Raw genomic sequence first — 21,162 nt, 5'->3', positions numbered from 1 at the left:
GGTTTTCCTTATTAATAGTTATAATTTTGCTGTGTAGCTTGTTTTAGGGAAGAAAACTAGGCAATGGATTTAATGTGACATTTGCGGTTTTAGACAAAAGTCACATTAAGTCAGGCGACACAAGACGCTAATTTTGCTATAAAAAAATAAAAACTGGTTACAGTGGAGTCGTATGTACAAAGTCGGGGAATTTGCTTTTGATTATCAACGAGCAGAGCTTGGTCATCAGGGCCAAGTTAAAAAGCTTGAGCCGCAGATTAATGAGTTGCTGAAGCTATTTGTCGAAAATCCTGGACAGTTGGTAACTAAAGAGCAAATCATCCATTTACTTTGGCCTAATCGCATCATCACCGACGATGCTTTTCGTGCGGTAATCAAGAAATTACGTCGAGCGCTAGGAGATAGCGCAAAGGAAGCACGTTATGTTCGAACATTGCCATTGAAGGGCTACATACTGATTGCTGAAGTTTCTGTTTTACCTTCTAAAGCGACGCCTTCGATCCACCTCCGCTATCGGTTACTTTCTATAGTCGCATTGATTTTATTGGTTTTATTTTATCTTTTTTCCGGTGAAACAGTCATCGAACCAAAGCTTGAAGCACTCACAAAGGTAGCTGGCTCAGAGGTTAGCCCTTCATTTAACAGCAAGCTAAATCATTTACTTTACTCCCATCGAGCCGAGAAAGATGATTATCTTCAGCTTTACACTAAATCGTTAGAAAGCGGCGAAATTACTCAGCTTACTTTTGGTGAGGCTAATTTTGCCAATGCATACTTTTCCTATGATGGTAGCAAAATTGCGTTTACGAGAAGTACGGCCACAACTTCAGACATTGTAATCGCGGACTATTCGCCACAAACAGGACTGACGAACTATGACACCTTACCACAAGCAGTCTCTTCGCAACGGTATTTGCAATCGTGGCGCGCGAATGGTCAGGGGTTGTATTTAAGTGACGCCAAAAAGCCGTTAACACCGCAAGGGATTTGGTATTATCGAATAGATAATCAAACACTACAAAATATTACCTCACCAGGTGGGAATGGTGGCGGCGATTACTTTGCTCGCGAATCTCATAACGGGCGCTGGCTCGCGGTGCTTCGAAATAGCGACAGTCAAAGCCATGAGCTGTTGATCCAGCACCTTGCTAGTGGTGAGTTGAGTCATATCGCCCTGTTGCCAAAAGCATTTAATCGTTTGGTTTGGCAACGGGATGACGAAAGTATCCTACTTTCAAGCTTTCACTCCGATTTTGCCCAGTATGATCTCTCCGTGTATGAGCTACACACCATAGAGCTTGATATCCCCTATCTAAACGACGTTTTCTACGGCTGCGGCAAGCACTGCTTTTATGCTCGACAGCACAATGGAAATTACCTAGATTTGCAATATCTGGCTAACCCATTTTCCGAAAATTCAGTCTCTCACTTTGGCTTTCACACGCAGCTGGGCGCACAAGACTTCCCGATTATGGATAAGGTGAGCGACAAAACTTACTTCGTGACAAAACAGTATGGCAGGACTGAGCTTATTGCTGCTGATAGACAGATGAATAGGGTACTACATACATTTCCCAGAGACAGTGATTTTAGCGCGTTGCAATTGGATACTGAGGGCAGAAAGCTGGCAGGTATTGTCGATGGAAGATTATTTGTATTCGACCTTGAAAAAGATGCAATTGAGTTTCTCACCACATCACTAGAACAAGTTTCAACACCTGTTTGGGCATCAAACCTTGATCACTTGCATTACGCAAGACTAGAGCATGGTTCACCTGTTATCTATCGCTATGAACTCGATACTCAAACTACTATAAGGGAAGAAGTTGACCATTTTGCCAAGATAAAGGTCAGCTCATCAGAGACGCTGTTGCTCGATGATGCATTGCAAGTTTGGTATCAAAAAGATGGCAAAAAGCGCTTTTTGACTACGCTACAAAGTGCGAGTTCAAACCGCTGGTTAATGAGAGGTGAGTGGTTGTATTACACGACCCGAAAAGAAAACTTGGCTTATTTAGAAAGGGTTAATGTATACACAGGTGCTATTGAAACACAATTTCTTGCCAAAAATAGGTATAGATTAAACTTTGATTTGTCTGCTGACGCAGAGGTTATGCTGGCAGTCCGCTCGTTATTGGCGCAAAGCGACCTTGTGAAGATAGAGTATTGAGCTGGATAAAGAAAAATTGATAGCCATATCCGCTATCAATTTTTCGCACCCAAAGTTCAACAGGCTATAGATACTAAATTAAGACTCTAGGCCTTCGTCGTCACCAAGACCTTTGGTTAGATCTTCTAACAACTCTTTGATTTCTTCCGATACCAAAATAAAGTCGGCATCAAGTTTAACGGCTAGATCTTCTTTCGGAATATCCGCATTCTGGTCCTTAAGTGCTTCTGCATAGCTTAAACGCTTTAACGTACCATCGTTTTGTAAAACGAATTTCACGCGCTCACGCCAATCTAATGCGAGTTTAGTCACACGCTTACCGTTTTCTAGGTGCGTTTTGATTTCGTCTGATGAAAGGTCATGTTGTTTTAACTTGACTTGAGCACCGTTGTCGTCTGGCTCTTGCAACTCAGCGTCGGTGCCTATTGCAAAGCCTTCCGGTGCACTAAACTCGGTGAGCCAGTGTGTTAGCTGTAAGTCTAAATCATAGTTTGCAAACGCAGGTACAACAGGAAGCGTGCCCAAAGACTTACGCAGTAGTGCAAGTAGTTCTTCCGCTTTATTGAAGCTGGCACTATTCACAATAACCCAACCTGATTTTTGGTCGATAAAAGCAAATTGTAGGCTCGATTTTTTGAACGCTTGAGGTAATAAAGTCGCTAGGATATTCTCTTTAATATCGTCTTTTTCTTTTTTCTTTACTGGACGATTTTCTTGCTGCTCTATTTGCTCAATTTTTTCGGCGACCATTTCATTAACTACGGCTGCAGGAAGCACCTTTTCTTCGCGCTTAGCACAAACCAAGATACTGTCTTGTGAGAAATGTGAAAGCATTTGGCCATGTTTGCCAAAAGCTTTAGTCCAGCCAAAAGTGGTCATGTCTTGGCTACCACAAGGACGAAAAATATCCTGTTCGAGTGCTTTTTCGAAATCTTCTTGTGCGTAAGTTACATCTTGTTTGAATTTGTAGCAGATTAAGTTACTGAACCACATAGAAATATGCCCGTCTGGAATAAAATTGCGGTCATCATAGCAAAAAGGTCACAGCTTGTATTCCACTAGATGATGTTTGGTGGTGGGGGAGATATCTTGCGCCAATACGTCACTTTGCAGCTTGGCGTATTGGACGCTTGTCGTGTACTAAACTTGGTTAGCTAAACATCGCCATTGGCTTTTGTAAGTCTTTTGGGAAGCTGATGTAGTAGGTGAGCCCTTTGCCTTCTTCACTATTTACTTCGATATCCCCATTCAAGGTTTGTTTTACGAGGTTTAGGGTAATATGGGTACCAAGCCCACTGCCACCTTGATCGCGTTTGGTTGTAAAGAAGGGGTCAAACAACCTGTCTAGTTGGGCTTTACTTACACCCTTGCCGTTGTCTTTGTAGACGATATTTACCATACCGTTGTCTTCTTTAATTTTAATATCAATTTGGCCTTGCTCTTGGTTCTCAAAACCATGGATCAAAGAGTTCATGATCAGGTTCGTGAATATTTGACTAATTGCTCCCGCTGGTAAGTTTAGTGTCATGTTTTCAGGGCATTCAATATTCACTTGATGATGAGTTTTCTTCAATTTTGGATGTAATGAGCGGATCACTTCACCGAGGTATTGTTTAAAGTTAATGGTACGAATCGCTTCACTGGCCTGATCGACTGCAATTTGTTTAAAACTCGCCACGAGTTCTGAGGCGCGGTCTAAATTGGTGGTAAGTAGGCTAGCACTTTGCTTTGCTTCACTAATGAATTCTTCTAACGCTTTTGGTGATAAGGTTTTTCCGTTGTACGCCGCTTCAAGCTGATCTAAGCGCTCCTGCAAGAACGACGTCGCAGTCACGCCAATACCAACAGGAGTATTAATATCGTGCGTAATACCGGCAACAAGGCCGCCGAGTGCCGCCATTTTTTCAGAGCCCACTAAGCGCTCTTGTGCCATATTCAGCTCATCTACGTATTTCTCAAGCTCTTTTTGTTTTGTTAGTAGCTCTTCTTCTGTTTGTTTTCTTAAATCAATTTCTTCTGTGAGCGTTAACTTCTGCTTTTCTAATTCATACTTTTGTTGCTGGAGATCCATCATCGCTTGGCTAAGGTTTGAGGTCTTACGTGCGACCTCTTGCTCCAACTGAATATTATGTTGATCAAGCTTTTCATTGCTGATCAGCAGCTCCTTTTGAGTTTGATCGAGTTTTTTCCGATATTCAGAGACCTTATCAATCAGCTTATTAAACGCCTCTTCCATGATCTTAAGCTCGTTGCGCTCTTTGGTTCCGATATCAATTTTATGACCATCAACGTTGTCGACCTCAAAATCTTCTATTTGCTCGGTGAGATCGGTTAGTGGTTCAGTAAGTAGCTTTCTAAAAGCAATTAAAAATAGAATGATCAAGAAGGTTGTCTTTATCATTGCATTGCCTATCAAAAAGTAAATTGAGATCATGATGCGACTAAAGACGACCTCTCGGCTAGAGAATAGTGTCACGTCACCGACTTGCGTTGCGCGTCCCGAGAATTCAAAAATCAACGGAAAGGTGTAACCAAACAAACCGGATGGCGTATCTTCAATTATTGCTTCTTCTTGAACAAGCTGCTGGCTGTAAAGCTCGTGAATATCTAACGAGCGGCCAAGCTGTGAAATAATTTCGCCGCTGTCATCACGTACAATAATCCCCTCGATCATAGGGATCGCAAGTAGGCCTTCTGCCGTAGTAACGGTTTGCTTCGTATTGAGTTCCCAAATGGCGCGGGTCAAACTGCGGCTAAAGGTTTTTTGCAGCATGGTAAGCTCATTACGAATATAGTCTTTAGTATTGACGTATTCAGCAATGATCTGACCACATGTGACGACAAAGGTTAGAAGGAAGTAAACCGACAGCACATTGGTGAGCAATTTTTTTGAGAGGCTTTTTTGCAGCATGAATTAAGCTGAGCTCCTACGGTAAGTTCATCGCCTTTGTATAATCTGTCTTTAAAGTTAGCCAATAAATGGTTAAAAATAAATAATTATCTTCATTAATTATGCTTTTTAGCGCCTTACCTAGGAAAGTTTAATGTGTTATAAGATAGTGATATCCAGTGACCGTTTTATTAACGATAGTACAAGACTGACCACTTTATGAGTTATTCCGTCTTAGTTTGCGATGATTCGGCTGTCGCCCGTAAACAAGTCATTAAAAACTTACAGAGCAAATTAGACCTGACCTTGCACCAAGCACAGAATGGCCAGCAGGCGATTGATTTACTGAAAACTCAGCAAATAGATTTATTGTGTCTGGATTTAACCATGCCAATACTTGATGGGATTGCTGTGTTAGAGGCAATAAAAGCCAATCGAATTGAATGTTTTGTTGTGGTTATTTCGGCAGATGTTCAGGCCAAGATGAAAGAAAGAGTAGCAAATTTGGGGGCGTTAGGGTTTTTAGAAAAGCCGGTTAAAGCAGAGCAGTTATTAGAATTACTGCACCAGTTTGGTATCCGCTAACTTATCTATGCAAATTACAAATGTCACTATTAAAAATTTGCATAATCTATTTTGCTCTTTTGTGTTGACAGTGTGGCTAAACATCAGGCACTCTAAAATTATGAAAACGAATATTATCACTACGACCATTATTACAACCACCATCCTAACGGGATAGTGGCATAGGTCGGTGCGAGTTTGAAAAAGGCCTGTGTTCACTACGAACACAGGCCTTTTTTGTTTTTGGAATGAGGAAAAATGATGCGAGTACTAAAGTTTGGAGGGTCTTCCCTCAAAGATTTTGCCTGTTTACAAAGAGTCAGAGAGCTAGTTAAGAATCATGGTCAGCAGCAAGCGCTGATCGTGCTGTCGGCTCCCGGTGGCATGACAGATCAGCTCGTTGAGCTTGCTGATTTGGCTGGGCGAGGAGAAGCATTTGACTCCCAGTGGCAGTCATTTATATCCCGTAGCCAAGGCTTGTACGATGAAGTGCAAGCGGTGTACGGTGGTGTTGTAGGCTGGCCTGACTTTGAATTACTTAAGAATAAATTAGATGGAGCCAAGTTACTGGGGCATTGCCCAGATCAAGCAAGAGCCTATGTCATTAGTTTTGGCGAACGCATTAGCGTTGCGCTGATGGACACCATGCTGCAATCAGATTCAGTAGCGCTTAGTGCCGACGCTTGTGTAAAAACGCAGGGCGGGTATCTTGATGCCGAGGTTGACCTTAAGCTAAGTAAATTATGTTTTGCAGAGTTGGTGCGTGCCCAAGCGTCGCGTTTTTATATCATGGCAGGATTTACGGGAAGCAATGAAGCGGGCGAGCTGACAACACTTGGTCGCAATGGTTCTGACTACTCAGCGGCTGTCGCTGCTGCGTGTCTTGAAGCCGAAATCTGCCAAATCTGGACTGACGTTGATGGCGTCTACAGTGCAGATCCTCGCCTGATAAAGAAAGCGACTAAGGTCGACGTGCTATCTTATAAAGAAGCCATGGAGCTATCTTATTTTGGCGCTAAAGTGCTGCACCCAAAAACCATTTTACCTTGCGCCAAAGCCGATGTGCCTTGTGAAATTAAAAATACTCATGACCCAGAAGTACCAGGTTCACTGATTTGTGCTCAAGGCGGTGGCGAGGCTCCAGTAAAAGCGCTTTCGAGTCTTGATAAGCTTGCTATGTTAACCGTGGCAGGACCCGGAATGAAAGGCAAGGTTGGCATGGCTGCTCGGGTTTTTTCCGCACTGGCAGCAGACAATGTATCCATCGTACTTATTACGCAATCTTCTTGTGAATTCAGCATCAGTTTTTGTGTCCATGAGCAAGACTTAACACTTGCGCTGGTTGCGCTTGAACAGGCATTTGAGCTTGAAACGCAAGCAGGCTTAATCGACCCAATTGAAGTGCAACGTAACCTTGCTATCGTGACTTTGGTCGGTGACAACATGAAAGCGCACAAAGGTCTTGCGGCCAAATTCTTTGCTTCACTTGCACAAGCTCAGGTGAATATTGTTGCCATCGCGCAGGACTCAACGGAGAGTTCTATTTCGGCGGTGGTTGACGGTGAACTTTGCCAAGATGCAGTAAAAGTGTGCCACGAGAACTTCTTCACGCACGTACCGTCCATCGATGTTTTCTTGATTGGCTGCGGTCTAGTGGGTCAAGAATTAATGAAGCAGTTTCATAAGCAGCAAGCATGGCTTGAAAAACGCAATATACGCTTGAATCTCTATGGCATTGCAAACTCAAGTAAGTGTTACTTAGACCCAGACGGCGTACCGTTTGATAACTGGGAGCTGGCGCTGGAGAAAGCGGAGTCTGGCTTTGATTTACAACAGGTCAGCCAGTTTGTGAGACAAAATCATTTAATAAACCCGGTGATTGTCGATTGTAGTGCAGCTCAGTTCGTTGCCGATGGCTATTTAGATTTTCTTAATGCGGGCTTTCATGTCGTTGCGGCAAACAAAAAAGCCAATACTGGCAGCTATGAGTATTATCAGTCACTACAGCAGGCTGCACTAGCTAAGCGCCGCCACTTTCTATACGAAACTAACGTTGGCGCCGGGCTACCTGTATTAGACAACCTTAAATTGCTGTTTGGTGCAGGAGATGAACTGCTTTCATTCAGTGGTATTTTGTCTGGCTCGCTATCGTATATCTTTGGCGTATTGTCGGATGGTTTATCGCTATCGGAAGCGACAGAGAAAGCCAAACAAAGCGGTTTTACAGAGCCAGATCCGCGTGATGACTTATCTGGTACGGATGTCGCGCGTAAGCTGCTTATCATAGCCCGTGAATCGGGGCTGCCGTTGGAGCTCAGTGATATTGAAGTTGAATCTGTATTACCGGACGGGTTTGCCGAGGGGACTAGTGTTGATGAATTTATGGCGCAATTACCGCAATTAGATGACGCTTTCGCAGCACGTATTGCTGCGGCAAAAGCACAAGGCCAAGTGCTACGCTATGTTGGTTCAATCGTTGACGGTAAATGCCGCGTTGGCATTGAAGCGGTAGATAAAGAGCACGCTCTGTACGATATTCGCGATGGTGAAAACGCACTGGCTATTTTAAGCCAATATTATCAACCGAAGCCTTTTGTGATCAGAGGCTATGGCGCCGGTGCTGAGGTAACCTCTGCAGGCGTATTTGCTGATATCCTAAAAACGCTGTCGAGGTAGGAGTTATGAAAACATTTTATGCACCAGCGTCAATGGGTAATTTTTGTGTTGGCTTTGACGCCCTTGGCGCGGCACTCCAGCCTATTGATGGCAGTTTACTGGGTGATCAGATCAGTGTTGAAGCTGCAGAGCGTGATACGTTCAATTGTATTGGTCCATATGCCGAAAAGCTCTCCGCCGATCCTAAAGACAATTTAGCGTTTCAGTGCTTACAGCATTTCAAACAGTATGTAGCTCCCAGCATGCCTGCGGTTGCCATGACCTTGTATAAAGGCCTTCCTGTTGGTTCAGGTCTAGGCTCTAGCGCTTGCTCTGTGGTTGCCGCTTTCGCTGCACTCAATGATTTTGCCAATACGCAATTAAGCCAAGAGGCGCTCATTGAATTGATGGCCGACTTTGAAGCAAAGGTCAGTGGCGGTCGTCACTACGACAACATCACGCCATGCTACCTTGGTGGACTACAACTGACAGCAGACTGCATTCCAAGCAAAGCAATCAGTGTTGCGCATGATGAAAGCTGGTTTTATGTTATTGCATATCCTGGCTTTGCATTGAATACAGCTAAAGCAAGACAAGCACTACCACAGCAGTTTTCTTTGCATGATACGGTGGAGTTTGCCCAGCGACTGTCGGGCTTTTGTTTATTGATGCAGTCAGGTCAATTTGACAAAGCACTGTCGATGATGAAAGACAGTATTGCCGAGGAAGCGAGAGCACCACTCATTGCCGGCTTTAACGAAGCAAAAGACGCGCTACCAGCTTTAGGTGCCGAGCTGGTGAGTATCTCCGGGGCAGGGCCTACGCTATTTAGCATTTGTAAGTCTGAGCAACAGGCAAATGCAGTGCAGCAGTGGTTGCAACAAAATTACATTAATGAAGCGGGTTTTAGCCATGTTTGCCGATTAGATACGCAAGGCACAAGAGAATTAAAGGATCAAAAGTAATGAGATTAGTGAATTTAAAAGACGAACATCAGGTTGTTTCATTTGTTGAAGCGGTAAAAATCGGTTTAGGCCGTAACCAAGGGGTCTTTTTTCCTCCTGCATTTGAGCGTATTGCGGATGTCGATGCATTACTTGAATTACCTTTTGCTGAGCGTAGTGCCAAGGTACTACATCACCTTATTGGTGATGAACTACCACAAGATACGCTCGATGCGATGGTAAAACGTGCCTTTAATTTCCCAGCTAAGCTAGTAGAAGTTGCTAAAAATCAGCATTGTTTAGAGTTGTTTCACGGACCAACATTGGCGTTTAAGGACTTTGGCGGCCGCTTTATGGCGGAATGCATTAGCATGTTTAATCAAGGTGAGCGTGTGACTATCCTCACGGCAACAAGTGGTGATACAGGCGCCGCCGTTGCCCATGCATTTTATGAAAAAGAAAATGTCGATGTGGTGATACTTTATCCTCATGGCAAAATTTCCCTTGCCCAACAAAAGCTGTTTACAACACTTGGGAAGAACATTCATTGTTATGCTGTAGATGGCAGCTTTGATGACTGCCAAGCGATGGTGAAGTCTGCATTCCTTGATGACGAAGTAAAGCAAAAGCTTGGTCTTAATTCGGCGAACTCTATCAACATCAGCCGCTTAGTGGCGCAGGTGTGTTATTACTTTGAAGCACTAGCGCAATTACCTAAGTCGCAGCGTGATAAAGTACATGTTTCAGTACCAAGTGGTAACTTCGGGAATGTCTGTGCGGCGATGATTGCGGCGACGATTGGATTACCTATTGCCAAGTTAAGTGCCACGACAAACCAAAATGATACAGTGCCCCGTTACATTGCCTCGGGTGAGTGGCAACCAAACGACACTTTGGAATCCCTCTCAAATGCGATGGACGTGAGTAAACCTAATAACTGGCCTCGGGTTGAAATCATGTTAGAAAGAGGGGATTTTAACAAACATGACTTTTATTCACGTTCGGTATCAGAAGCGCGAACTCAAACAGTCATGCAAGCATTACATGATAAAGGTTACTTGGCCGAGCCGCACACTGCGATAGCCTACGAGGGATCAGTGTTGGACTCTCAAGCGGATGAAACCGGAATTTTCCTTGCCACTGCGCATCCTGCGAAGTTTAAGGAATCTGTAGAAGGTGTTTTAAATCAGCAGCTTGATATGCCGAAACCGTTGGCCGATGCATTGCAAAAACCATGTTTGGCAGAGCCGCTTAATGCAGATTATGATGCTTTGAAGGCAGCAATGTTAGCAAAACTCAACTAAATCAGAGTGCCTATCTGAGTGGGTAGAACGCTCACTCAGATAAGGTCAATTTCAGGACTATATTAGCTTTTCAAATGCAACTTAGGTTGTCTTATTTAAAATATTAATGTTTAAATAAAAAAATATCATCGCGATAGGGGTGTGAAATAAATTCAATCCCTGCTTAAATATGCCCATGCTGATTTCATAGGCAAACTGGTTATCTTGTGATGCTAGATTGTCTTTAAAAATACCCTTACGTTTACCTAGGAGAAACCATGTTAGAACGTAACATGAATATTGCAGATTTTGACCCAGAACTATTTGCAGCGATTGAAGCAGAAACTTCACGTCAAGAAGAGCACATTGAGCTTATCGCTTCTGAGAACTACTGTAGCCCACGTGTACTTGAGGCGCAGGGTTCTCAGTTAACAAACAAGTATGCTGAAGGTTACCCTGGTAAGCGTTATTACGGCGGTTGTGAGCACGTTGACGTGGTTGAGCAACTTGCGATTGACCGTGCCAATGCGCTATTTGGTTCGACTTACGCAAACGTTCAGCCTCACGCGGGCTCACAAGCAAACGCGGCGGTATTCCAAGCGCTACTTCAGCCACATGACACTGTGCTAGGTATGAGCCTTGCTCACGGTGGTCACTTAACGCACGGTTCACATGTAAACTTCTCTGGTAAAACGTACAATGCTATCCAGTACGGTCTAAACGAAGAAACTGGCGAAATCGATTATGCCCAAGTTGAAGCGTTAGCACTTGAACACAAGCCGAAAATGATCATCGGTGGTTTCTCTGCGTACTCAGGTATCGTTGACTGGGCGAAGTTCCGCGAAATCGCTGATAAAGTAGGCGCTTACCTACTTGTTGATATGGCGCACGTTGCAGGTCTTGTTGCCGCTGGTATCTACCCAAGCCCAGTGCCTCATGCACACGTTGTAACAACTACAACGCACAAAACGCTAGCGGGTCCTCGTGGTGGTCTTATCATCTCTGCTTGTGATGATGAAGAAATCTACAAAAAGCTAAACTCTGCCGTATTCCCGGGTGGCCAAGGTGGTCCTCTATGTCACGTTATCGCTGCAAAAGCGGTTGCGTTCAAAGAAGCACTACAGCCAGAGTTCAAGTCATACCAAGAGCAAGTGGTTAAAAATGCACAAGCTATGGTTGCGGTACTTCAGGAGCGTGGTTATAAAGTGGTTTCTGGCAAAACTGAAAACCACCTGTTCCTACTTGACCTGATTGATAAAGACATCACAGGTAAAGATGCAGATGCTGCGCTTGGCCGTGCAAACATCACAGTAAACAAAAACTCTGTACCAAACGACCCACGCTCACCGTTCGTTACTTCTGGTCTGCGTATCGGTTCTCCTGCAATCACTCGTCGTGGCTTCAAAGAAGCTGAGTCGAAAGAGCTTGCTGGCTGGATCTGTGACGTACTAGACAACATCAATGATGAGTCTGTACAGGCACAAGTGAAAGAAAAAGTAAAAGCAATTTGCGCTAAATTACCTGTTTACGCATAATTTCGCTCACAAAAAAGCAGTTTTTTGTTATGATTAAGGCCGCATTCAAGCGGCCTTTTTTGTTTTTGAGTCAACGAGAGCGTCTATGCATTGTCCATTCTGTACAGCCAAAGATACCAAAGTGATAGATTCACGTTTGGTTGCTTCCGGCCACCAAGTCCGTCGCCGTCGTGAGTGTATTTTATGCCACGAACGCTTTACTACCTTTGAGGGCGCAGAGCTCTTAATGCCGCGCGTGATAAAGCAAGATGGTACCAGGGAGCCTTTCAATGAAGATAAGTTACTCAATGGCATGCACCGAGCGCTGGAAAAGCGTCCTGTTAGCACAGAACAAATAGAAGAAGTAGTGCACCAAATTAAATCTCAAATTCGGGGTACGGGCGAACGTGAAGTACCAAGCGACATGATTGGCGAATGTATTATGGAAGCCCTCAAAAAGCTCGATAAAGTGGCTTATGTGCGATTTGCTTCGGTATATCGCTCTTTCGAAGATATCCGTGAGTTTGGTGAAGAAATTGCGAGGTTGGGGGATTGAGCCAGTTCACAGCGCAAGACCATGATTTCATGAGCCGCGCCATCACGCTTGCAAAGCGCGGTAAATACACCACAACACCCAATCCAAACGTCGGCTGTGTGATCGTAAAAGACGGTGAAATCGTCGGCGAAGGCGCGCACTTAAAAGCAGGTGAAGGCCATGCTGAAGTGCATGCGCTTAAGCAAGCTGGAGCTAAAGCCGCTGGTGCAACTGCCTATGTAACGCTTGAGCCATGTAGTCACTATGGTAGAACGCCGCCGTGTGCAAAAGGTCTGATTGACGCAGGCGTCAGCAGAGTGGTTGCAGCCATGGTTGATCCCAACCCACAGGTTGCAGGGCGTGGATTGGCAATGTTAGACGCCGCGGGTATTGCAACAGCCTATGGTTTGCTAGAGCTACAAGCTAGGGCACTAAATAATGGTTTTTTGAAACGAATGGAGTATGGAGTGCCGTTCGTGACCTGTAAACTTGCCGCTTCTCTTGATGGGAAAACCGCATTAAACAATGGCCAGAGCAAGTGGATTACCTCAGCTGCAGCGCGCTTAGACGTACAGCGTCACCGCGCGCAAAGTTGCGTGGTCTTGTCCGGAGCCGATACGGTTATGGTAGACAACGCCAGACTCAATGTTCGTGAGGAGTTTTTGCAAGACACCGATTATCCTCAATCTGAGCTACGCCAGCCGATACGTGCGATTATTGACTCACAAAATCGTCTGACACCAGATCTTGCGCTATTTACAATTGCATCTCCAGTGATTATTTTCCGCCGTACTATTGATAATTCAGTGCAATGGCCTCATTTCGTAGAGCAAATTGTCGTGCCTGAAATCAACGGTAAGCTCGACCTAAAAGCCGTGCTCAACAAGCTGGCTGAAAAGCACTGTAATTATGTTTGGCTAGAAGCCGGTGCCACCCTTGCGGGGGTAATGCATGAACAAGGGTTAATCGATGAATATATCATCTATTTGGCACCGAAAATAATTGGCGCTGGAAAAGGACTGTTTAACACCACACCACTGAGTGCCATGTCGCAAATACCAGAGTTAGTGTTTGGCGACGTTTGCCAAGTGGGGCCTGATCTCAAACTTATCGCGACTAAAGAGAAGTAAAATGTTTACAGGTATTATCGAAGCAACAGGAACATTAACTCAATTGCAGCTCAAGGGCGGCGATTTAATTGTTCGTGTGACCACGACATCTCTTGATATGAGCGATGTAAACTTGGGTGATAGTATTGCCACGAACGGGGTTTGCCTGACTGTAACTGAGAAGTTTCATGATGGCTTCAAAGCCGATGTTTCTAACGAGACCTTAAGTTTAACGCGTTTTGCCGAGTACCAACAAGGCCAAAAGGTCAATCTTGAAAAGGCACTGCAGCCAATTTCACGCCTCGGCGGTCATTTGGTGTCAGGCCATGTGGATGGTATTGCTGAAGTGGTTGAGATAACCGCTAATGCCAGAGCGACTGACTACTGGTTGACTGCGCCATCATCGCTAATGAAGTATATTCCGTATAAAGGTTCGGTTGCCATTGATGGTATCAGTTTGACGGTCAATGCCGTGGAACAAAATCGCTTTAAACTGACCATAGTGCCACACACGGCGCAAGAAACGACGATTGCAGGTTTTCAAGTCGGGTCAAAACTAAACCTAGAGGTTGACCAAATCGCCCGCTACCTCGAAAGACTAATTCAGGGGGAGCCAAGCGCTGCCAGCGAGTCCACTCTCACAACCAGTCTATTGGCGAAAGCTGGCTTTATAAAGTAGCCACAGACAAAGTAAAAATGGGAAAACTATGAGTTTAAATAGTGCTGAGGAAATCATCGCGGACATTAAAGCCGGTAAAATGGTTATTTTGATGGATGATGAAGACCGAGAAAATGAAGGTGATCTGATCATTGCAGCAGAGCACATTACACCAGATGCAATTAATTTCATGGCAACATATGGTCGCGGGTTAATCTGTTTGACCATGACACAGGAGCGCTGTGAGCAGCTGAACTTGCCACTAATGGTGAAAACCAATGGCGCTCAGTTCTCTACCAACTTTACTTTGTCTATTGAAGCTGCAAAAGGGGTAACGACGGGGATTTCAGCGGCAGATCGCGCTCGTACAGTGCAAGCTGCAGTTGCCAAAGGTGCGGTGCCTGAAGATATTGTACAACCTGGTCATATCTTCCCAATCATGGCGCAACCAGGCGGCGTTTTAACGCGTGCAGGTCATACTGAAGCTGGATGTGATTTAGCACGTTTGGCGGGATTGGAACCTGCATCTGTGATTGTTGAAATTCTCAATCCAGATGGCACTATGGCACGTCGCCCACAACTAGAAGTATTCGCAAAAGAACACGATATTAAAATCGGCACCATTGCTGATTTAATTGAGTATCGTAACTTAAACGAAACCACTATCGAAAAAGTAGCAGAGTGTAAACTGCCTACCGAGTTTGGTGAGTTTAACCTGGTAACGTACAAAGACACCATTGATAATCAGCTTCACTATGCGATGGTAAAAGGCGAGATCAAATCGGAAGAAGCCAATTTAGTCCGCGTGCATTTGCAAAGCACGTTTAACGATATTCTTCATTCAGATCGTAGTGCGGATAGAAGCTGGACACTGCAAAGTGCCATGAAGCACATCGCCGACAACGAAGGCGTATTAGTCATTCTTGGTAAGCAAGAACGCAGCGAAGAGATGGAAGCGCTGGTTAAGGCATTTGCTGCGGAAGATGCGGGTGAACAGGTGAACTACCGTAAATTCCAAGGTACTTCGCGCACCGTAGGTGTAGGGTCGCAAATTTTGGCTGATTTAGGCATTCAGAAAATGCGCCTAATGAGTCTACCTAAAAAATATCATGCACTGTCTGGTTTCCACTTAGAAGTGGTTGAATACGTCGAACCAAAATAATTCCAAAATGCCAAATTGATCGCAATCGCCTATATTCAGATAGTAGGCGATTGCCACATTACTGTGCTATCATGCGCCTCAATTTGGCAATTGCTCATACAGATTAGGAACATCTAATGAAAGTAATCGAAGGTAATAAATACGCTCCTGGCAAAAAATTTGCCATTGTCATTTCACGTTTTAACGATTTTATCGGTAGCAGCCTACTTGAAGGCGCTGTAGATGAATTAAAACGTACCGGTGGTGTTAGCGATGAAGACATCACGGTTGTATATGTACCGGGAGCGGTTGAACTACCACTGGCAGCAAAACGCGTTGCGATGAAAAAAGAGCACGATGCGATTATTGCGCTAGGCGTGATTATTCGTGGTGGTACGCCACACTTCGATTTAGTTGCTAACGAGTCTAACAAAGGCTTAGCTAGCGTTTCATTAGATTATGACATCCCTGTTGCTTTTGGTGTACTTACTACTGAAAGCATTGAGCAAGCTATCGAGCGCGCGGGCACTAAAATGGGCAACAAAGGGGGAGAAGCCGCCCTTGGAGCTCTAGAAATGGTGAACGTGCTAGAGCAAATTTAAGAGGAATCTCAGTGAAACCAGCAGCTAGACGCAAAGCACGTGTACTTGCTTTACAAGCTATTTATTCTTGGCAGCTAAGTGGTAACCCAATTGCCGATATCGAACAGCAAATGCTGATCGAAAACGACGTAACGAAAGTCGATGTAGAATACTTCAAAGACTTAGCACGTGGTGTTGTTGTTAACCAAAAGCAGCTAGACGAAGCAATTCGTCCGCATTTAGCTCGTCCACTTGAAGAATTGGATATGGTTGAGCTTGCCGTGTTACGTGTTAGTGCTTATGAGCTTAAATTCCGTGAAGATGTGCCATATAAAGTGGCTATCAATGAAGGTATTGAGTTAGCGAAAATGTTTGGCGCTGAAGAAAGCCACAAATTCGTTAACGGTGTACTAGACAAAGCGGTTAAGTTTATTCGCAAATAAGCTTTACTATAGGAATAGCCGGCCTTGGCCGGCTTTTTTGTGTATGAAAGAATTTGAGCTAATCAATCACTATTTTAAAGGCCGTGGCATTATTCGTCGAGATGTAGAGCTTGGGATCGGTGATGACTGCGCCTTAGTTTCAGTTCCTGCTGGCAATCAGCTTGCGGTGACAACGGATACGCTAGTTGCGGGTGTGCACTTTTTTGAAGATATCCCACCACGGGCGCTTGGCCATCGTGTGATCGCGGTAAACCTTAGCGACTTAGCTGCTATGGGCGCTGAACCTACTTGGGTGTCACTTGGTTTAACCATACCCAACGTTGACTTGGCGTGGTTAGAAGCCTTCACTGAGGGTATGCATGAAATTGCTGAGTACTATAATGTACAAGTAATAGGTGGCGATACAACCCAAGGCCCATTGACTATCACCGTATGTGCAAAAGGTATTGTACCAGCCGGTAAAGCACTCAAGCGTTCAGGAGCGCGAGTGGGGGATTGGATTTATGTAACAGGTCCGCTTGGTGACGCAGGGCTTGCTATTGAAGCGCGAAAGCAGGGTTGGACGCTTGAGCCAAAACATTACAAAGCGGCCCTTGAAAAGTTTCATTACCCAGCGCCACGGGTTGCAGCTGGTCAAGTGCTTAGGGGTCTTGCCACCTCTGCAATCGATATCTCTGACGGTCTACTCGCGGATCTTAAGCATATTTTACGTGCCTCGTTAGTTGGCGCTAAGATAAATACCGATAAAGTCCCACAATCAGATGCACTGCGCTCAAATCTTGATGAAGATGCACGCATGCGACTGGCGCTCGGTTTTGGTGATGACTACGAGTTACTCTTCACGGTCAATGATAATAACAAAAGTGCTGTAGAAACTAGATTGAAGCAATATGGTGTTGAGCCAGTTTGCATTGGCCAAATTACCGCTAATAATGGCGAAATTCAGTTGCTCAAAAAAGGTCAACCTTATCAGCTCACAGGGCTTGGTTTTGAGCATTTTAGCTAGGAGTTGGTTTGGCTAAGCAGTACGTATTTAATTTAAAGAAGCCGCATCAGTTCTTTGCACTCGGGTTTGGTCTTGGTTTAGCGAAAAAAGCACCTGGTACTTTCGGCACATTCGCCGCATTACCGTTTATTTTCGCAACCCAAGGCGCACCAATTTGGTTGCAATGCCTTGTTGCGATTGTCATGACGTTGTTTGGGATTTGGGTGTGTGGTAAAACAGCGGACGATGTTAATGTTCATGATCATTCAGCTATCGTCTGGGATGAAGTGGCTGGATTTTATATTACCATGATAGGGGCTGCACTTAGCTGGCAGTCATTAATCGTCGGGTTTATTTTGTTCCGCTTTTTCGATATTTTGAAACCGGGTCCGATAAGATGGCTCGATAAACGTTTGCACGGTGGTTCGGGGATCATGCTAGATGACGTATTAGCTGGCATTTTTTCATTGATTTGCGTGCAAGCTTTGTTTAAAACTGGCATTTTAGTCTAACTGTGCTGATGTGATGGAATCGAGATGACAAGGCTATTGTTTTTCATTTTCACTTTGCTGCTACCTATGACGAGTTTTGCGGCGATAGATGATTACGTGGTTAAACAGTGGAATATCCAAAGTGGACTACCGTCTCAAAGCGTTAAGAGTGTCGTTCAAGACAATCAGGGCTACATTTGGCTTGGAACTCAGTTTGGTCTGAGTCGGTTTGATGGCCATCAATTCCAAAACTTCAACACCCAAAATACCGAGTTTTTAAATAGCAATGCCATTAATAAACTGGTGGTGGATCGATTTGGCATGCTTTGGGTTGGCACGCGTCGAGGGCTGTTAAGACTTAACCCCCAAACCTTAGAAGCTCGGCGCTTCGATCTACAGGGGCCGGTACGGGATATCTTGCAAGATGAAGACGGCGGGATCTGGATTGCTGCAAATGGTCTGTATTATGTTTCTGCGAAAAAGCTGACGTTAGCCGCCAATAACATTGAACAAAGTACGTTAGACGTTACCCAAATCAATCAAATTGTAGGCTCAGTGACTAAAATGGCGCTGGTACCTGATGGTATTTGGTTGGTAAATGAGCGCCACTTACTTAAAATTAGCGAATCAAGCAACCGTACTGGCGATGGGGTTCGGCTTGAATTAGCGAGTAAAGTGTCATTACCGGAACAGTTAGCACAAACTATCATACATGACTTAGCTTGGGTTGATGGTAAGTTGTTCTTAGCATCGGAGCTGGGCGCCTATTTTCTAGATATTGATGAGGTATTACGCCGTTACCAAGAAGTGGGTAACAATGCGGTGTATAAGTTTCTTAACGATAAAGAAGGTGGTCTTTGGGTTTCCACTTATGGCCGGTTGTTATACCGACAAAATAGTGGCATTTGGCAAGCGGTTGAGCCAATTCAATTGGATCAGAGCATTTGGTTTGCCGATATTTTTATGGATAACGATAATAATATTTGGCTTGCTAGTTTAAATGAAGGGTTGTGGTTAGCTCATTCCGGAAAGGTAGAGCGCCATCATATTGATCAGCGGACAAACCAAGCTATCTCAGCTATTACTCAGGGTCCGAATGGTCAATTGTGGGTAGCTAGCAGAGAAGGTCTTGGAATTATCGGCTTAAATGATAGCTATCAGCCCGTGCTCACAAGTGCTCAGTTAAATCGTTCTGTGATACACGACTTAGAATTTATCGGTGAAAAGCTCATTCTCGGTACTGATCGAGGTGCGCTTATCTATGAAAATGGTTCACTGCAAAAATTAAATGAAAGAGAACTTAGGCAAAACCCAGTATTTTCTCTCAGTCCTTCAAATCGTGGAGGGATGTGGTTTGGCACTGGCAGGGGCTTATACCGTCTTGATTACAAGGGGATAACGCCGTTTGCCTATAATGCATTTCTTGGTAGCCAATTCGTCACTTTTGTTGAAGATTTCCCTAGATACGGTTTCATTGGTACAAACAAAGGTGCTTATCGTTACAATGATAAGGGGATCGAAAAAATTGGTTCTCAAACGTCATTGGATACCGCTTATATCACTAGTATTTTGCATTTGGATACCGTGACGACTTTAGTTGGCTCCCTCAACGATGGGTTATTCTATCGTACCTCAGACGGTGATTGGTATCAGCTTGATGCTTCAAATGGATTACCTTACGGATCGATATTTTCGCTGCATTATGATAAGAGCAATGAGCTCATCTGGGTGAGCACAATGAAAGGTGTGTATCGCATGCCCGTTGCGCAATTTGGTCACGTTATAGAGAGTTTGCAAGTTGAACAAGTAATAAGCCCATTCGATAGGCAGCTTGATGGTAGGCCAAGCCAATGTTGTTCAGGACTTGGGCATGATGCTGTGGTTGAAACCGAGTCAGCTATTTTTTACCCCAGTTTACAAGGCGTTGTTGAGATCCCTAAAAATGTTCAGCTTTTTGGCGGTGGGGATTTATTGCCACGATTAGAGTCATTGTCTACCCACGATAGAGTATTTAGTACAGAATCATTAAATCAAGTGATCCAGCTTGATACATCTGAGCGTGATCTAACCATTAATTATACTGCAATCGATTTTTACGCGCCGCATAGCATTGAATTCAGATACAAGCTAAAGGGGCACGATACGCAATGGCGTGATGCTCTGTCACGCCGCGAGGCTATTTATACCAATTTACCACCAGGCAACTTCACCTTTGTTTTAGAAGTTAAGCGCCAAGGGCAAGATTGGGAGCAGGCGAAGGTGCTTAACTTATCCATTACGTTACCGCGCCGTTTTGATGAAACGATTTACTTTAGGTTGTTTATCACTTGTGCGTTTATATTTATGTTCTATCTCATTTTCTGGGTCTTTAGAGCACAAGAAAGAAGAAAGCAAGCCGCGCTAGAAGCGTTAATAGCAGAGCGTACGACAGAGCTCAGAAAAGCCAATGAAAAGCTCAACCAGGTCAATACTCAGCTTAAGCTTGTAAGTCACTCAGATGAATTGACGGGGCTACGTAGTCGCCGCTTCCTCTTCGATCAGTTACCAAAAGATGTCGAGCATTATCAGCGCAATGCGCAGTCATTACAGGCTCAAAACAAGAGTTTGGTATTGATGATCATGAACATTGATGATTTCAGCAAAATTAATGATTCTTATGGCCCCATTGGCGGTGATAGCTGTTTGCAGCAATTAGCGACGTTACTCAATACACGAACGCAAGGCTCGGATTACGTCGTCCGTTGGAGCGGTGATGAATTCTTATTACTACTGCGCGACTTTAGCAGAGACTATATTGAAGAGTATGTCAGCGACTTATGTAAGGCGATTGCTGAAACGGATTACCGCTTACCGAATGGTAAAACAACTAAATTGACGGTGTCTATGGGGTGGTCATATTATCCATTGCCGCTACTGGGTGGTAAGGTCATTGGTTGGGAATCATCTGTGAACTTAGCTGATATCGCATTACATCAGGTCAAACAACGTGGCGGTGATGGTGCAGCGACAATCATCTTTGACGACCAATTGGATGCATTTGAATTTGAGCAAAGCGCGAACATAGAGTCTCAGTTACAACTTCTGCAAAGCAATGGACTTGCGGAAGTAAGAGTGTGGATGAGGTAAAGCTCGTCATTAGCTCTCAAACTGTCAACGTATTTCAGGACAAGAACAATATAAAAAGGCTTCCACGTGGAAG

The 21,162-nt window shown here is 44.4% G+C and carries 17 protein-coding genes; 15 read left to right on the top strand and 2 right to left on the bottom strand.

Annotated features, from left to right (window positions below):
• Positions 1–172 precede the first annotated feature (172 nt).
• Positions 173–2,170 (top strand): winged helix-turn-helix domain-containing protein, encoded by a 1,998-nt coding sequence (locus CWC03_RS15220; protein ID WP_138582610.1) that lies wholly within the window; start codon positions 173–175, stop codon positions 2,168–2,170.
• Between the two features lie 78 nt (positions 2,171–2,248).
• Here CWC03_RS15220 and rdgC read toward each other — a convergent pair whose 3' ends face one another.
• Positions 2,249–3,163: a recombination-associated protein RdgC gene (rdgC, locus tag CWC03_RS15215; protein WP_010606126.1), complete on the bottom strand. Its 915-nt coding sequence runs from the start codon at positions 3,161–3,163 to the stop codon at positions 2,249–2,251.
• A gap of 157 nt (positions 3,164–3,320) precedes the next feature.
• The gene (locus CWC03_RS15210; RefSeq protein ID WP_128728452.1) at positions 3,321–5,081 is read right to left on the bottom strand and encodes a sensor histidine kinase; all 1,761 of its coding nucleotides are present in this window, start codon (positions 5,079–5,081) and stop codon (positions 3,321–3,323) included.
• Between the two features lie 198 nt (positions 5,082–5,279).
• Here CWC03_RS15210 and CWC03_RS15205 point away from each other — a divergent pair, with 198 nt between their 5' ends.
• From CWC03_RS15205 to CWC03_RS15140, 14 genes are all read left to right on the top strand, one after another.
• The gene (locus CWC03_RS15205) at positions 5,280–5,645 is read left to right on the top strand and encodes a response regulator (protein ID WP_138582609.1); all 366 of its coding nucleotides are present in this window, start codon (positions 5,280–5,282) and stop codon (positions 5,643–5,645) included.
• 240 nt (positions 5,646–5,885) lie between these two features.
• Entirely contained in the window at positions 5,886–8,300 is a 2,415-nt protein-coding gene (gene thrA / locus CWC03_RS15200) for a bifunctional aspartate kinase/homoserine dehydrogenase I (protein WP_138582617.1), read from the top strand.
• Between the two features lie 5 nt (positions 8,301–8,305).
• Entirely contained in the window at positions 8,306–9,244 is a 939-nt protein-coding gene (gene thrB, locus CWC03_RS15195; protein WP_138582608.1) for a homoserine kinase, read from the top strand.
• Positions 9,244–10,527 carry a threonine synthase gene (thrC, locus tag CWC03_RS15190; RefSeq protein ID WP_138582607.1) on the top strand — a complete coding sequence of 428 codons (1,284 nt, stop codon included), beginning with the start codon at positions 9,244–9,246 and terminating at the stop codon, positions 10,525–10,527. The genes thrB and thrC overlap by 1 nt, the downstream gene beginning before the upstream one ends.
• A gap of 257 nt (positions 10,528–10,784) precedes the next feature.
• Positions 10,785–12,041 carry a serine hydroxymethyltransferase gene (gene glyA / locus CWC03_RS15185; RefSeq protein WP_010372111.1) on the top strand — a complete coding sequence of 419 codons (1,257 nt, stop codon included), beginning with the start codon at positions 10,785–10,787 and terminating at the stop codon, positions 12,039–12,041.
• Positions 12,042–12,126: 85 nt separating this feature from the next.
• Positions 12,127–12,576 carry a transcriptional regulator NrdR gene (gene nrdR, locus CWC03_RS15180; RefSeq protein WP_010372109.1) on the top strand — a complete coding sequence of 150 codons (450 nt, stop codon included), beginning with the start codon at positions 12,127–12,129 and terminating at the stop codon, positions 12,574–12,576.
• The gene (gene ribD, locus CWC03_RS15175) at positions 12,573–13,685 is read left to right on the top strand and encodes a bifunctional diaminohydroxyphosphoribosylaminopyrimidine deaminase/5-amino-6-(5-phosphoribosylamino)uracil reductase RibD (protein WP_138582606.1); all 1,113 of its coding nucleotides are present in this window, start codon (positions 12,573–12,575) and stop codon (positions 13,683–13,685) included. The genes nrdR and ribD overlap by 4 nt, the downstream gene beginning before the upstream one ends.
• Position 13,686: 1 nt before the next feature.
• Positions 13,687–14,343: a riboflavin synthase gene (locus tag CWC03_RS15170; protein WP_128728447.1), complete on the top strand. Its 657-nt coding sequence runs from the start codon at positions 13,687–13,689 to the stop codon at positions 14,341–14,343.
• A 28-nt stretch (positions 14,344–14,371) separates the two neighbouring features.
• The gene (ribBA, locus tag CWC03_RS15165) at positions 14,372–15,484 is read left to right on the top strand and encodes a bifunctional 3,4-dihydroxy-2-butanone-4-phosphate synthase/GTP cyclohydrolase II (protein WP_010606133.1); all 1,113 of its coding nucleotides are present in this window, start codon (positions 14,372–14,374) and stop codon (positions 15,482–15,484) included.
• 116 nt (positions 15,485–15,600) lie between these two features.
• Positions 15,601–16,065 carry a 6,7-dimethyl-8-ribityllumazine synthase gene (gene ribH, locus CWC03_RS15160; RefSeq protein WP_010372096.1) on the top strand — a complete coding sequence of 155 codons (465 nt, stop codon included), beginning with the start codon at positions 15,601–15,603 and terminating at the stop codon, positions 16,063–16,065.
• Between the two features lie 11 nt (positions 16,066–16,076).
• Positions 16,077–16,487 carry a transcription antitermination factor NusB gene (gene nusB / locus CWC03_RS15155; protein WP_010372094.1) on the top strand — a complete coding sequence of 137 codons (411 nt, stop codon included), beginning with the start codon at positions 16,077–16,079 and terminating at the stop codon, positions 16,485–16,487.
• 43 nt (positions 16,488–16,530) lie between these two features.
• Entirely contained in the window at positions 16,531–17,493 is a 963-nt protein-coding gene (gene thiL / locus CWC03_RS15150) for a thiamine-phosphate kinase (protein WP_138582605.1), read from the top strand.
• Between the two features lie 8 nt (positions 17,494–17,501).
• Complete coding sequence (locus CWC03_RS15145) at positions 17,502–17,984, top strand: phosphatidylglycerophosphatase A family protein (RefSeq protein ID WP_138582604.1); 483 nt, start codon at positions 17,502–17,504, stop codon at positions 17,982–17,984.
• 24 nt (positions 17,985–18,008) lie between these two features.
• Positions 18,009–21,089, top strand: a complete 3,081-nt coding sequence (locus tag CWC03_RS15140; protein WP_138582603.1) for a ligand-binding sensor domain-containing diguanylate cyclase — start codon at positions 18,009–18,011, stop codon at positions 21,087–21,089.
• The last annotated feature ends 73 nt before the right edge of the window (positions 21,090–21,162 follow it).

Origin of the sequence: Pseudoalteromonas sp. S2755 (genome assembly GCF_005886535.1) — a bacterium.
GTDB lineage: Bacteria > Pseudomonadota > Gammaproteobacteria > Enterobacterales > Alteromonadaceae > Pseudoalteromonas.
This window is presented reverse-complemented; position numbering and strand designations above follow the sequence as displayed.

Excerpts from the sequence above, each read along its gene's own strand:
- CWC03_RS15220 (WP_138582610.1), top strand. The coding sequence starts at position 173 with ATGTACAAAGTCGGGGAATTTGCTTTTGATTATCAACGAGCAGAGCTT.
- rdgC (WP_010606126.1), bottom strand. The coding sequence starts at position 3,163 with ATGTGGTTCAGTAACTTAATCTGCTACAAATTCAAACAAGATGTAACT.
- CWC03_RS15210 (WP_128728452.1), bottom strand. The coding sequence starts at position 5,081 with ATGCTGCAAAAAAGCCTCTCAAAAAAATTGCTCACCAATGTGCTGTCG.
- CWC03_RS15205 (WP_138582609.1), top strand. The coding sequence starts at position 5,280 with ATGAGTTATTCCGTCTTAGTTTGCGATGATTCGGCTGTCGCCCGTAAA.
- thrA (WP_138582617.1), top strand. The coding sequence starts at position 5,886 with ATGCGAGTACTAAAGTTTGGAGGGTCTTCCCTCAAAGATTTTGCCTGT.
- thrB (WP_138582608.1), top strand. The coding sequence starts at position 8,306 with ATGAAAACATTTTATGCACCAGCGTCAATGGGTAATTTTTGTGTTGGC.
- thrC (WP_138582607.1), top strand. The coding sequence starts at position 9,244 with ATGAGATTAGTGAATTTAAAAGACGAACATCAGGTTGTTTCATTTGTT.
- glyA (WP_010372111.1), top strand. The coding sequence starts at position 10,785 with ATGTTAGAACGTAACATGAATATTGCAGATTTTGACCCAGAACTATTT.
- nrdR (WP_010372109.1), top strand. The coding sequence starts at position 12,127 with ATGCATTGTCCATTCTGTACAGCCAAAGATACCAAAGTGATAGATTCA.
- CWC03_RS15170 (WP_128728447.1), top strand. The coding sequence starts at position 13,687 with ATGTTTACAGGTATTATCGAAGCAACAGGAACATTAACTCAATTGCAG.
- ribBA (WP_010606133.1), top strand. The coding sequence starts at position 14,372 with ATGAGTTTAAATAGTGCTGAGGAAATCATCGCGGACATTAAAGCCGGT.
- ribH (WP_010372096.1), top strand. The coding sequence starts at position 15,601 with ATGAAAGTAATCGAAGGTAATAAATACGCTCCTGGCAAAAAATTTGCC.
- thiL (WP_138582605.1), top strand. The coding sequence starts at position 16,531 with ATGAAAGAATTTGAGCTAATCAATCACTATTTTAAAGGCCGTGGCATT.
- CWC03_RS15140 (WP_138582603.1), top strand. The coding sequence starts at position 18,009 with ATGACAAGGCTATTGTTTTTCATTTTCACTTTGCTGCTACCTATGACG.